Origin of the sequence: Pseudogemmobacter bohemicus, assembly GCF_003290025.1 — a bacterium.
Lineage (GTDB): Bacteria > Pseudomonadota > Alphaproteobacteria > Rhodobacterales > Rhodobacteraceae > Pseudogemmobacter > Pseudogemmobacter bohemicus.
Genome location: NZ_QNHG01000003.1, coordinates 853,250 through 864,840, shown reverse-complemented (window position 1 = coordinate 864,840; position 11,591 = coordinate 853,250). Strand labels below are relative to the sequence as shown.

Here is an 11,591-nt window from a genome sequence, read left to right as displayed (position 1 = left end):
TATAGGCACCCAGCAGCGACGTCACGAGGGTGCAGATCGACCCGTTATCATTCACGGCCTTGCCCGCCTCTTTCAGGAAGAAGAAAGCCGCTTTGGCGTTCACCGCGCTCATCTCGTCATATTCGGCTTCCGAGATCGCGGCGATCGGCTTTTTCAGCACTTTACCCACGGTGTTGATCGCAATATCGGGGCGCCCGACGGCGGCAACAGCCTCTGCAAAGAGCCGCTCCACCGCGCCCGCGGTGGTCAGATCGGCCTGGATCGCAACGGCCTCGCTGCCCGCCGCCCTGACGGCGGCCAGGGTTGCCTCGGCATCCTTCGCGCTTGCCGCACTGTTATAGTGGATCACGATGGCCTTTGCGCCGAGGGATGCAAAGTCCCGCGCGAGCAGCCCGCCAAGGTTCTTGGCCCCACCCGCAATCAGGATGGTCTTCCCGGCAATGGTTCTACTGGTCATATCAACGGCTCCTCTTTGACAGGGCCTTGATATGTGTTCAGATCAGATCGAATAAATCCTTCCATTCTGACCTCACCTGTCGCACAGAACGAACAATGGATCAGATCACGCTTTATCGCATCTTCACCCGTGTCGTTGAGGCGCGCAGTTTCACCCGCGCGGCCGACACGCTGCAGATGCCGCGTTCCAGCGTCTCGACTGCAATCGCGGATATCGAGGCAAGGCTGGGCGTGCGGCTTCTGAACCGCACTACACGCGTGGTCGCGCCCACCGATGAGGGTGAAGAATTCTACGAGCGCTGTCTTTCCTGGCTGGCCGAGGGCGAGGAGATGGAGGCGATGTTCCGCAGCGCCAGCCACAGGGTCGAAGGCCGTATCCGGGTCGATCTGCCCGGTCGGATCGGTCGGCTGATCGTGGCGCCTGCCCTTCCGGAATTCCTGACGCTCTGGCCTGCGATCCGGGTGGAGTTGGGGATGACCGATCGCGCAGTCGATCTGCTGGGCGAAAGGGTGGACCTTGCTCTGCGGATCGGGCCGCTGGCCGATTCCGGCCTGAAGGCACGGCGCATTGGCGAGATCGCCCAGATCAATGTGGCAAGCCCGGCCTATCTGGCCCGGCACGGCACGCCCCTCACCCCGGCGGATATCGGCAAACATCTGCAGATCGCCTATGCCTCGCCCTCGACCGGTCGTGTCGCGGACTGGGAATGGCAGGAGGGCGGGCGGCTGCGCAGCTCCGCTGTCCCCTGGCGCGTCAGTGCCAACAGTGCCGAGGGCTATATCGCCTGCGCGCTGGCAGGATTGGGGCTGATCCAGATTCCGGCCTATGATGTTGCAAATCATCTGACACGGCACGAGCTGGTCGAGGTCATGCCCGATTACCGGCCGGCTCCGATGCCCATGACCCTGCTGTTTCCCGGAGCCCCCCGCATGCCGCGCCGCCTGACCGCCTTTGCGGACTGGATGGAGGATCTGCTGAAAAGGCGTATCTGCCGCTGATCGCCTGGTTGCGGGGCCCCATCCAGGCCATCCCGTGCGGGTCATGGTGACAAATGGCAGAGCCATATCCTGATACAGTCGATTGCAACGAAACCGGGAAACGGCCTGCGCTCTCGTCGTATCGGCTTGCCAGCCGACGGCTGTTCCTGAGCTTGCTGAAGCCGCGTTCAGCCCTATTTCTCAGGATGGAGATGGTCATGTCGCCCCCCTTGCGACCCTTTCGGATCTTGCGCATCGGTGTCATCGACAGGGTTTGTGTCTCTCATGTCTTCTCTGATTCTATCAGAACACAGCCCATGTCGGCGCCCATAACGATGGGCTGTGGCAGAGTGTCGGCCATCACCAGATCGTCGCCGGTATAGTCGCAATCCTGCCCCGGCGTGATCGCGGTCGCCATCGGGGGACCTGCGGCGTTGACGAAGGCCCCTGGTCGGGAACCCTCCTCCCGAACGGCCAGGAGCCTCTTGTCAGCAGCCTCCTTTTTGCGCCTGCCGAAGGATGATGGGGCCGAATCACCCTCACAGGTCTCGCCCGGGCCAATGGCGCTCGACCTGCCCGATATCGACAATCTGAAGCGTCTCGGGCGCAACGCCGGTATGGCTCACCACATCTCGGGTGCCGGTTTCATCCCAGATCGCCCAAATCCGGTGGTCCATGCCCGGTTCAACGCGGCCTGTGCTTTCGCCGCCGCGCTGGCGACAGGCGAAGTCCGCATCGCCACCTGCGCATCTGACAGGATCCGCGCCGCCGGCGCCGGTCTTGCGATGCGCCGCAATGCCCTGATTGATCCGGATATCAGCGGGACATGGATCGCGCCCGCAGGGATCGGCCTGCCCCTGCTGGATGGCAGCCGCCGCAAGCTTTCCCGCCGGCAATGCGTGTCCCGCCCGGGGATGATCCGATGCCGGAAGACGCGGTGACTGCCAATTTCCGCGCCGGTATCGTCTGGGGGGCGCGGCAGCCGGAGGCGGGTTTTGCAAGGCTCTGGCCCTGACCACTATGCGGCCCGCCTGGATCCGCACCCTGCCGTCAGCCGTTTTCGGCGGCCGGCGTCAGATCGGAACCCGGGAAAGGCACCGCTTTGATGATGTCGAGGATCTGCGCGACTTCGGGGCGCAGCGAGCGGATATCCGGCAGGGCAACCAGCAGCGAGACTTCCAGCGCGGGCGATAATGGCCGCCAGCACAGCCCCCGGCCCTCCTGGCCGAACATGGTGAATTCATCAACCAGCGTGACCCCAAGCCCCTGACGCACGAGGTTGATGGCAATATTGTAGCGGTTGGTCTCAAATCCGCGCGCAAAGCGGCTGTTGAAGACGGGGACATTGCCGGCAAGCATCGAAACGATCCCCAGATCGGTGGTGATCGCGATCAGGTCACGATTTTCAAGCTGTGCCGGTGAAACCTCTGCAAACCGGGCCAGCGGATCCGCCTCCTGAAAGACACAGACGATGCGGCCGCGCCTGATGGTCAGCGTATCAGGGGGTGGCTCTGCGCCCGCATGAACCATAAGCCCGATATCATATTGCCGCCGCGCAACAGCGGCGGCGATATCATGGTTCGGATGCATATCGAGGATAAAGCCCTGAGACCGCATCATTTTGCGATGCCGGCTGACGATCAGCGGCAGCAGCGACAGCGACAGAGACGGGGTCGAGGCCACCCGCACCACATTCGGCCGCAGCTGCCGGATCGCATCAATCTGACGGTCGAAACGGGCAAGTTCCTCATAGATCCTCGTGGCCTCGCCCACCAGTTGCTGCGCCGCCCCCGTGGCCACCAGCCGGCCCCGCCTGCGCTCGAAAAGCGCCATCCCGTGCCTGCGCTCGATCAGTGCAATCGCCTTGGAGACCGAGGGCTGTGCCATGTTCAGCGCCCGCGCCGCACCAGAGACGGATCCAAGCTGCATCACGGTCACGAAAACCTCGATCTCCCGGCGGTCCATGCATTCCCCGTGGCTATAGGTTTCGCAAAACAAAGCATTAGACAGCATGAATTCTGCAACCGCATAGTCAAGCGATAAAACCAATAAACTGTCCAACGGAGAGCCAAATGACCACGACCCTGAGCATTTCCCGGAGATCCCTGCTGATCAGCAGCGCTGCAGCTGCAATTGTGCCGACGCTGAGCCTTGCCGGTGACAGCACGGAATTTGACCGCATGATGGCAGAGAAGCGCATTCGCGCCGGTGCCGTCGAAGCCATGCCCTGGTTTGAGCGCGATTTCTCGACCGGCGAGTGGAGCGGCCTTGTCCCCGATATCCTGACCGCCATTTTCGAACCGCAAGGCATCCATGTGGAATATGTCGAGACCCAATGGGGCACGGCGGTGGCCGGTCTGCAATCGCAGCGGTTTGACCTGATGGGCGCCTATAATGAGACACCGGAACGCGCCGCGGCGATCGATTTCACTGATGAGATCGGCGGCTTGCAGCTTTCGATCCTGACGCTGAAAGGCAATGCCGAAAGTCTTGGAACCTGAGAGGCCATCAACACCCCGGATATCCGCCTTGCGGTGATCGACGGATCGGGGGCCGCGCGCATTTTGCAGCCCAGACTTCCCGATACCAATTGGGTGATCGTGCCGTCGAGCGATGCGATGTTTCTGGAACTGGAAAGCGGCCGGGCGGATGCCCTGGTGACCTCGGATGCGCAGATCGCCGACTATCTGAACAATCGCGGGCGTGGCACCATGATCATTCCCCAGCCGGTGGAACGGCAGCCGACCAATATCGGGCTGCGCAAATCGACCGATCAAAAGCTGCATGACTGGCTGGATGCAGAATTGCAGAAACTCGTGGCCAGCGGTGCCATGGATGAAATCTGGGCGCGCTATACGACCGTGGCCGGCTGAGATGGCCGGCCCTCAAAGCCCGATCCTGTCGATTCAGGATCTGAAGAAATCCTATGGCCCGGTCGAGGTGCTGAAAGGCATTTCCTTCGACGTCTTCCCCCGGCAGGTCGTTGGCCTGCTGGGGCGCAGCGGCTCGGGGAAATCGACGCTGCTGCGCTGCCTCAACTTCCTTGAGATCCCGAATTCGGGGCGGATCCTTCTGGAGAATGAAGAGGTCGGTGTTGACAGCAGCCAGGCCCGGCGCCGCCCGCATCCCGCCGGGGTTCTGGCCAGACAGCGCCGCCAGATGGCGATGGTGTTCCAGAATTTCAATCTCTGGCCCCATATGACCGTGATCGAAAATGTGATCGAGGGGCCGGTCAGGGTTCTTGGCCTGTCGCAGGAAGAGGCCCGCGCCGGGGCGATGCGGCTCTTGCGCGATGTCGGCATGGAGCACAAGGCAGATCAATATCCGATCCGCCTGTCCGGCGGTCAGCAGCAGCGGGTTGCCATCGCCCGCGCGCTGGCGATGCGCCCGAAGCTGATGTTGTTCGACGAGCCGACCTCGTCGCTTGATCCCGAGCTGGTCGCCGAGGTCTTGCGCGTGATGCGCGATCTGGCCGAAGCGGGAACCACCATGCTTGTCGTCACCCATGAAATGGCTTTCGCCCGCGATGTCTGTGACCGGGTGATGCTTTTGCATGAGGGCAGGCTGATCGAAGCCGGGCCGCCGCGTGAGGTGATGCTGGAATCGCAAAACCCGATTGCCGCCTCGTTCTTTGCCGGGCTGCGCGGTGAGGCCGCGATGTCCGAGGGAAGCTGATCATGGACTATGACTGGAATTTCGGCATCCTGTGGGAATATCGCGGGATGCTCTGGCAGGGCGTTCTGACGACCATGCGCATCGTTGGCCTCTCGGTGGTCCTGGGGATCGTGATCGGCATGTTGCTGACGCCGCTGCGGATGTCGGACCATGCGATCCTGCGCTGGCCCGCAACGGCCATCATCGAGGTCTTTCGCTCTGCGCCGCCGCTTGTGCTGGTGGTCTGGAGCTATTACTGCCTGCCGATCCTGACCGGCCTGACCCTGCCCGGATACTGGACCTCTGTGGTGGCGATTTCGCTCTATTCCGGGGTTTATTTCGCCGAGATCTTCCGCTCGGGGGTCCAGGCGGTGGACCGGGGCCTGATCGAGGCCGCCCATTCGGTCGGTATGTCGCGCCTCCTGATCCTGAAACGGATCATCATTCCGCTGGCCTTCCTGCGCATCATGCCGCCCTTTACCGGTCAGTGCATTATGGCGATCAAGAACTCGGTTCTGGGCAGCTATATTGCTGTCGGCGAGATTCTTTATGAGGGGCAAAGGCTCAGCACGCATACGTTCCGGCCGCTAGAGATCCTGACCTTTGTTGCGCTTTTCTTCATCTTCACCATCATGCCGCTATCCCTGGTTGCCGGTGCGATCGAGCGACGCGTCTACAGACGCTATTTCAGGCGCTGAGCCATGGCGGAAGACCTTGTGCCCTTTTCATCCTCTGATGTGACCGGGCGGATCGCTGCCTTCGCAGCCAGTGCAGGCCCTGGCGATATCCCCGAACCCGTGCGGGAGATCTGGCGCCAGCATATCGCCGATACCCTGGCCTGCGCAGCCGCAGGGGCGGCACTTCCCATCGCGGCAGAGCTGCGCCGGTTTGCTCTGGCCCATGGAAACCCCGGCGCCGGCGCGCCGGTGATCGGCAGCAATGCGACGACCTCGCCGATGCTCGCGGCGCTGAGCAATGCATTTGCGGCCAATGCGCTCGATTTCGATGACGGGTTTGAACGCGATGGCAAGGGCATGGGGCATCCCGGTGCCTCGCTGGTGGCGGCGGCGCTTGCTGCGCTTGGGGACAGTCCGGTCACCGGCGAGGCATTTCTTGCGGCGATCATCATCGGTGCAGAGGTGAACAACCGCCTGATCCTTTCGGTGCAGCCAAGCGCGGAACGCTTCCATGAGGTCTATGGCATAGGCCAGCATCAGTCGGTCGGCGCGGCCATTACCTATGCAAGGTTGCGCGGCCTGCCGGCGGAAGAGATGGAGAATGCCATCGGCCTTGCCGCCAGCCTGACCGCGATACCAAGCCTGCATAAGTATAACTGGTCTCATCGCCCGATCATCACCCTGAAGGATTTCGTCGCCCCGGCCGCCCAGGCCGGCGTCCAGGGGGTAGAGCTGGCTCTGCATGGCGTTCATGGCCCGCAGAGGGTTTTCGACGGACCTCAGGGCTATTGGCGCATGGTGGGCTCGGATCGCTTCGATCCCGTGCAAATGACCGCGACCCTCGGGACCGAATGGCTGGCCGCCGAGGGCGCGTTCAAGACCTATCCCGCCTGCCGCTGGATTGCGCCCGCTCTGGAGGCGTTCGAGATCGCCTGGCGCAAATCGGTCAGGGAACCCGCGCGCATCGAGAGGATCATCATTCACTCCTTTGCGGATGTGGGGGCGAAGATGGGACATTTCCCGCCGGCCAATGCGATTGATGCGCAGTTCAGCCTGCCGCATTTGCTGGGCTGTATCGCAACAGGGCGCACAGCCGGCGCGCCCTGGTTCGATGACCAGGCGCTCAGCGATGAAAAAATTCGCCACTTCGTGTCGCTGCTGTCCTTCGAAACCGATCCGGCGATGGATGCGGCGATGAAAGGAAGCCTCAGACGCCCCTCGGCAAGGGTTGAAATCTGCCAGACCGATGGGCGGAGAATATCGGCGATGGTTGAGTGCCCGCTTGGCGGGAGCAGAAGGCCGCTCCCGCCCGGGGCGATCTGGCAAAAAGTCGGGCTGCTGCTTGATCAGGCAGGGCTGGATCTTTCGGGAGAGCTTGAAGCGGCCTTGCGGCGCCCCGAGACCGAAACCGATCTTCGCAAGGCGCTCTCTGCACTGTTCCGGGACTATCGGTCCCGGAGAGCAAATGCTTCAGCGCGGAGTTAGGGAAATGGCGCAGCGGGGCCGCTCCCCCACGACGGGCCGGCCCCGGGTGGCTCTGTCGGGCCGGGAATGACAGGTGCGGAGACAGGCCAGTCCGGGCTCCGGCATCTGCCGCGCCCAGACCGATGGCGCAGCTGACGCAGCCTTTCCTGTTCTGGCGCAGAGGGCAACCCGGACCGGATCGCCATCTGGCCGGCAGCAGCGGCCAATGGCTCGTCAGCCGGCCTTTTCCTGCCTGGAGGCACCTGGCAGCCAGCGACCACTCGGCCCCTGATGCGCCCCTCAGGATCTCGGCCCCAGGGCTGGCAAATCGTTAAGCCGCGCCGGTTGTATCATCTCTTCAGGGAGACCCACGGGCAGATCGCGCGCGACCCGGCTCCATGCCTCGATACGGCGTGGCAGCGGGCACATGACGCAGTCGATCCCGGGGAGATCACCCCGCGCAGCAGGAAGGGGGATTACGGTTACACATCCGCCAGCCAGCCTCCACCGCTGCCACAGGGCCGCCATAGCCCATCTGCCCGAGCACCCGCACCAGAATCGGCCCGCCAACCGCATCCTCACAGCCCCGCCCGTGTCTCGCTTTCAGGCAGCCGCTTCACCGGCTCGGCGAAGTCGTCACGCGCAAGGATACGGCTTGCGCCCGGCCCGCGCAGACAGGCCTCGGTCCCGGCCCTGCCGGTCACGGAGGCGACCTCATGGCGAGGCCGCGACAGGATCGCCGTCGCGACCTGGCCTGTGCCGCCGGCCGCCGCCGCCACAGGCATAGGCCCCCCTGCCCCGGGTCAGCCCAGGCGCCTCAAGCGCCATCCCCCCGGCATCGCGGTAAAGTCTGAGGTTCCAACCGCCATCGCCTCACGGGTGCTCAGCCTTTCAGGCTGCGGAACCAGCCAGCCGGCCCTGTCCCTTGCGCGGGTGGCATAGCCACCCCACCGCCCCTCTCCGACGCGCCAGCCGGTCAGAACGCCCGGTCGCCCGGTTTGAAACCCGGATCTTCCGAATGTTCGACCCGGCCCGCGAAATCAATCCCCGGCACATGCGGATAAGTGCGGACCAGCTCACCGCCCGGCCCGCGACAAAGCCTGCCCTTGTAGTTCAGCGTCGAATATTCGACGGCGACCGTGAGATCCCCCCTCCGGCAGCGCCAAATCCGCCAGTTCCTGCAGCCAGGGCGACACACGCCATGCCGAAGAGAAAGAAGCACCCCGACCGTCAGAAGACGCCCGGGAGAACCCTGCCGCCGCCAGACCGGGCCAAATCCGGCATGCCGGGAACCTGTGGGATGTGGCAATGCGGCGGCAGCGGGACACCGCAGGCAAGCACCAGCCCGAGGGCCGGAAAGGCGTTGTGCCCGCCCAATGGTCCGAACCAGGCCCCGGCAAACCTCTGCCAGGCACGGCGTCTAGGGTGAATTGACCGCCCCCACCCTTGCCGTGCCGGCGCCCGCCATGCCGAAGCGTGGTTCGCTGGACCACCATGGGGCCGCGCGACAGCATCCTTCGTGGCACCCGGCCTCAAAGTCTCGGCCATGATCCGGGCCTTCGTCTCATCTGGCCATTTCCGGTTCGGGCGGCTCCGGGCATCTTGTCGATACGGGCGACCTTCGCCGGCTACGCGCCCCCTGTTGACCGAGGCCGCCCGGAGCCGCCGCCTTCCCACCGATGTGGACCGGGATACTGTCTCAAATCCAGGAATTCGCTGGGGTGTGCTGATCAGGGAACAGGGCGGACCCTGGCAGGATACTCCTGAACGGATGGGACATCTCGGGGAAAGGCGACCACCCAACTTCCAGACCTTCGATTTCTATGATCGCGCCCGAGAAATTGCCACCAGCGCGAAGACACTCGACAAAACGGCCCGGGGCTATGTGGATCCGCACCTATCTCGGCACTGATGCCTAACTGCTGGCCGGGGCCGCCTGATGGACTGGTGCGCATTTCTCTTGCCGTCGAGGTCGCGGTGGGCGGGGTGCTTTCGGGGGTGATGTCTGCCCTGGTCGCGATTGGTTTCGTACTGATCTGCAAGACCTCGGACGTGCTGAATTTCGCGCAAGGGGCGACGGCGCTTTTCACCGCGCTGACCTTTGTGCGCCTTGTCGAGCATGGGGTGCCCTTTGCGGTCGCGCGGATGATCACCCTGGGGATCATGGGGCTTCTGGGCCTTGTGACAGGGTGCGCGGTGCTGCGACCGCTGGCCAATCGCGCGACGATGACCTTGTTCATGGCGACACCGGGCCTTGCCCCGATGATCGAGGGCGGCGCACAGCTGATACGCGGCAGCCAGGTCCATGCGCTGGATCCTGGGTTTCCAACGCGCTCTTCGAGATCGACGGCCTTTTCATCTCGAATTTCGACCTGGTGGCCGCCGCCGCGCTGGCGCTGGTGGTGCTGCTGACCAGCTTCTTCCGCTTTACCCGCACGGGGCTCTCGTTCCGCGCGGCGATCCGCATCGCCCAGGCCAAATTCAGCAACCGGACACTCACCGGCGACGAGGTCCGCAGGGGCTTTGAACATCTGCAACTGAGCCCCGAACGGGTGAAGAAACCGGGCGCCGAGGGACTCTTCCACTCGATCAAGGCCCCCTGGGGCAACCATGAGTGTGAAGGCTGGGTCACCTTCCAGCAATGAGATGGCAGGAAGTGGAACGTGGTCTCCGACTGGATCGCGCCGGATCATCGAGGCATCGTCCGTGGCCTATGCCGCCGAGAAAGGCATTGCCATCCGCATCGAGGCTGATCGACACCGTTATCGGCCCGAACTGACCCCAAAGCGACCCCGGATCAGCCCGGGGTCGCCTGTCCCGAAAGGTGGCGCCATGTCAGACCCTATCCTGCAATTCGAAGATGTGTCGATGCGCTGTCCCGGCTCGATCACCACGCTGAGCGGGATCAGCCTGACCGTCCATAAGGGCGAGATCGCGGCGCTGCCAGGTGCCAATGGGGCGGGGAAGACGACGCTTCTGAATGCGGCCTTGAACCTGCTGCCTGCCGGGCGCGGCCGCATCACCTTCCGCGGTGAGGATGTCACGAGGAAATGCCCCGATGACCCTATCCGCAAGGGCCTGGTGCCGGTGCCGGAGGGGCGCCGGATGTTCCGCTCGCTGACCATCGAAGAGAACCTGATCGCGGGCGGCATCGGTGCCGGGTTGCACCAGGCCGAAATCCGGCGCGGGCTGGACCCGGTCTATGACGTCTTCCTCCGCCTGCGCGCGCGTCGCCAGTCGCGGGCCGGGCTGACCTCGGGGGGCGAACAGCAGAGGGCGGCGATCGGGCGCGGGCTGATGGCCAATCCTTTGGGTTTCCTGCCGGATCAGCCCTCGATAGGCCTTGCGCCGCTGGTGGAGGCCGAGATTTTCGCAACCCTGGCACGGCTCAACCGTGAGACCGGGCTGACGATCCTGGTGGCGGAACAGAATTCTTCGGGGGCGCTGAAACAGGCGCTGCATGCGGTGGTGATCGGGAACGGGCGCCCGACCCTCGCAGGCCTCGCCGCCGATCTGGCCAGCCGCGAGGCCTGCGAGGCCTGTCCGGGCGGCGCGGCCCCGGTTTCCCGACCGCCAGGACAGGCCCGGAGGCAAGCTGCGTCGGTTCCTGCCACCGGCGACCCGCAAAATCTCCCGGATCGCGGGGCACATGCGCAATTTCGGATGACAGCCGCCCGCCAGCGTCTACTCTGGACGGATCAGGCAAGAGAGAGAGCAGAATGCCCCATATACCCCGCCGTCGCGTCTCTGGTTTTGCGGCCATAGTCGCATTTGGCGCGCTCCTTGCCGGCCAGGCAGCGGCGTTTGACATGCGCGATTGCCCGCTCGACCGGGTCATTTTCGTCGATGCCTGGAGCAAGACCCGGTTCGCCCCGGAACGGATCGGTCTTGACGTCTATTACGCCTGCGGCCCGCAAGAGGCGTTGCAGGATGACAGCCCCGGCGTTCGCAGCGATTGCTATGGCCCCTATGGCAATATCATATTGCAAGGCAGCTATCCGGAAAACGGCGATGAAGGCCATTTCACAGCGGTCTATTCCTTGCTCAAGGGCACCTCTCCCTGCTGCGGCTGGAGCGTTTACCCCACTGCCGAGGCCGGTGAAATCGAGGCCGCCACCACCTGGCTGAACCCCGGAGAGGCGCCAAAGCTGGGGGACTGGCCCTTTGGCGGCATCACCAATGCCTGGGGCAGCAGCGAGGCGCTTGATGGCCTTGTCGCCCTGATCTGCCGGCCCGAGATCAGCTGACCGGAAGGCAAGGGAAAAGGGCAGAACCGGCGGCCGGTCCTGCCCTTCCCTGTATCATCCGGCCCGTCGGACGAAGGGCCCCTCGATCAAAAGGCCTGTCGGTCGAACGGTCGGC

At 64.0% G+C, this 11,591-nt stretch carries 15 protein-coding genes and 2 pseudogenes; 12 read left to right on the top strand and 5 right to left on the bottom strand.

Annotated elements, in window-relative coordinates:
• The coding region (locus tag DRF71_RS19120) for an SDR family NAD(P)-dependent oxidoreductase (RefSeq protein WP_157971168.1) at positions 1-457 on the bottom strand (457 nt) is incomplete at its 3' end.
• Between the two features lie 95 nt (positions 458-552).
• Between DRF71_RS19120 and DRF71_RS19115 the strand changes: the two genes are divergently transcribed.
• A complete protein-coding gene (locus tag DRF71_RS19115; protein WP_112312083.1) occupies positions 553-1,455 on the top strand; it encodes a LysR family transcriptional regulator in 903 nt (300 codons plus the stop codon).
• A gap of 41 nt (positions 1,456-1,496) precedes the next feature.
• Here DRF71_RS19115 and DRF71_RS28750 read toward each other — a convergent pair.
• Positions 1,497-1,971: pseudogene (locus DRF71_RS28750) on the bottom strand (IS5/IS1182 family transposase); the annotation flags it as partial.
• A gap of 23 nt (positions 1,972-1,994) precedes the next feature.
• On the opposite strand from DRF71_RS28750, the gene DRF71_RS19110 reads away from it, so the two are divergent.
• Positions 1,995-2,375: a hypothetical protein gene (locus DRF71_RS19110; protein ID WP_112312082.1), complete on the top strand. Its 381-nt coding sequence runs from the start codon at positions 1,995-1,997 to the stop codon at positions 2,373-2,375.
• 109 nt (positions 2,376-2,484) lie between these two features.
• Here DRF71_RS19110 and DRF71_RS19105 read toward each other — a convergent pair whose 3' ends face one another.
• On the bottom strand, positions 2,485-3,399 hold the full coding sequence (locus DRF71_RS19105; RefSeq protein WP_198672275.1) for a LysR family transcriptional regulator: 915 nt from the start codon (positions 3,397-3,399) through the stop codon (positions 2,485-2,487).
• Between the two features lie 107 nt (positions 3,400-3,506).
• On the opposite strand from DRF71_RS19105, the gene DRF71_RS29500 reads away from it, so the two are divergent.
• The 5 genes from DRF71_RS29500 to DRF71_RS19080 all read left to right on the top strand — a co-directional run bounded on the left by DRF71_RS29500 (position 3,507) and on the right by DRF71_RS19080 (position 7,250).
• Complete coding sequence (locus DRF71_RS29500) at positions 3,507-3,935, top strand: transporter substrate-binding domain-containing protein (RefSeq protein ID WP_112312080.1); 429 nt, start codon at positions 3,507-3,509, stop codon at positions 3,933-3,935.
• 63 nt (positions 3,936-3,998) lie between these two features.
• Positions 3,999-4,307, top strand: coding sequence for a substrate-binding periplasmic protein (locus tag DRF71_RS29495; RefSeq protein WP_157971165.1), 309 nt, complete (start codon positions 3,999-4,001; stop codon positions 4,305-4,307).
• A gap of 1 nt (position 4,308) precedes the next feature.
• The gene (locus DRF71_RS19090) at positions 4,309-5,109 is read left to right on the top strand and encodes an amino acid ABC transporter ATP-binding protein (protein ID WP_112312078.1); all 801 of its coding nucleotides are present in this window, start codon (positions 4,309-4,311) and stop codon (positions 5,107-5,109) included.
• A gap of 2 nt (positions 5,110-5,111) precedes the next feature.
• Positions 5,112-5,786, top strand: coding sequence for an amino acid ABC transporter permease (locus tag DRF71_RS19085; protein ID WP_112312077.1), 675 nt, complete (start codon positions 5,112-5,114; stop codon positions 5,784-5,786).
• 3 nt (positions 5,787-5,789) lie between these two features.
• Positions 5,790-7,250, top strand: a complete 1,461-nt coding sequence (locus DRF71_RS19080; RefSeq protein WP_112312076.1) for an MmgE/PrpD family protein — start codon at positions 5,790-5,792, stop codon at positions 7,248-7,250.
• A gap of 254 nt (positions 7,251-7,504) precedes the next feature.
• Here DRF71_RS19080 and DRF71_RS29490 read toward each other — a convergent pair.
• Positions 7,505-8,379 (bottom strand): annotated as a pseudogene (locus tag DRF71_RS29490) (alcohol dehydrogenase catalytic domain-containing protein); the annotation flags it as partial.
• Positions 8,380-8,459: 80 nt separating this feature from the next.
• Complete coding sequence (locus DRF71_RS19070; RefSeq protein WP_269814385.1) at positions 8,460-8,906, bottom strand: transposase; 447 nt, start codon at positions 8,904-8,906, stop codon at positions 8,460-8,462.
• A gap of 4 nt (positions 8,907-8,910) precedes the next feature.
• Here DRF71_RS19070 and DRF71_RS29485 point away from each other — a divergent pair, with 4 nt between their 5' ends.
• The 5 genes from DRF71_RS29485 (at position 8,911) to DRF71_RS19050 (ending at position 11,476) form a co-directional block, all read left to right on the top strand.
• Complete coding sequence (locus DRF71_RS29485) at positions 8,911-9,141, top strand: endonuclease toxin domain-containing protein (RefSeq protein WP_408634552.1); 231 nt, start codon at positions 8,911-8,913, stop codon at positions 9,139-9,141.
• A 35-nt stretch (positions 9,142-9,176) separates the two neighbouring features.
• Positions 9,177-9,641 (top strand): ABC transporter permease subunit, encoded by a 465-nt coding sequence (locus tag DRF71_RS19065; protein ID WP_112312074.1) that lies wholly within the window; start codon positions 9,177-9,179, stop codon positions 9,639-9,641.
• On the top strand, positions 9,605-9,874 hold the full coding sequence (locus DRF71_RS19060) for a hypothetical protein (protein WP_198672273.1): 270 nt from the start codon (positions 9,605-9,607) through the stop codon (positions 9,872-9,874). Before DRF71_RS19065 ends, DRF71_RS19060 begins: the two co-directional genes overlap by 37 nt.
• A gap of 187 nt (positions 9,875-10,061) precedes the next feature.
• Positions 10,062-10,994, top strand: coding sequence for an ABC transporter ATP-binding protein (locus DRF71_RS19055; RefSeq protein ID WP_112312176.1), 933 nt, complete (start codon positions 10,062-10,064; stop codon positions 10,992-10,994).
• Positions 10,949-11,476, top strand: a complete 528-nt coding sequence (locus DRF71_RS19050; RefSeq protein ID WP_157971164.1) for a hypothetical protein — start codon at positions 10,949-10,951, stop codon at positions 11,474-11,476. Before DRF71_RS19055 ends, DRF71_RS19050 begins: the two co-directional genes overlap by 46 nt.
• The last annotated feature ends 115 nt before the right edge of the window (positions 11,477-11,591 follow it).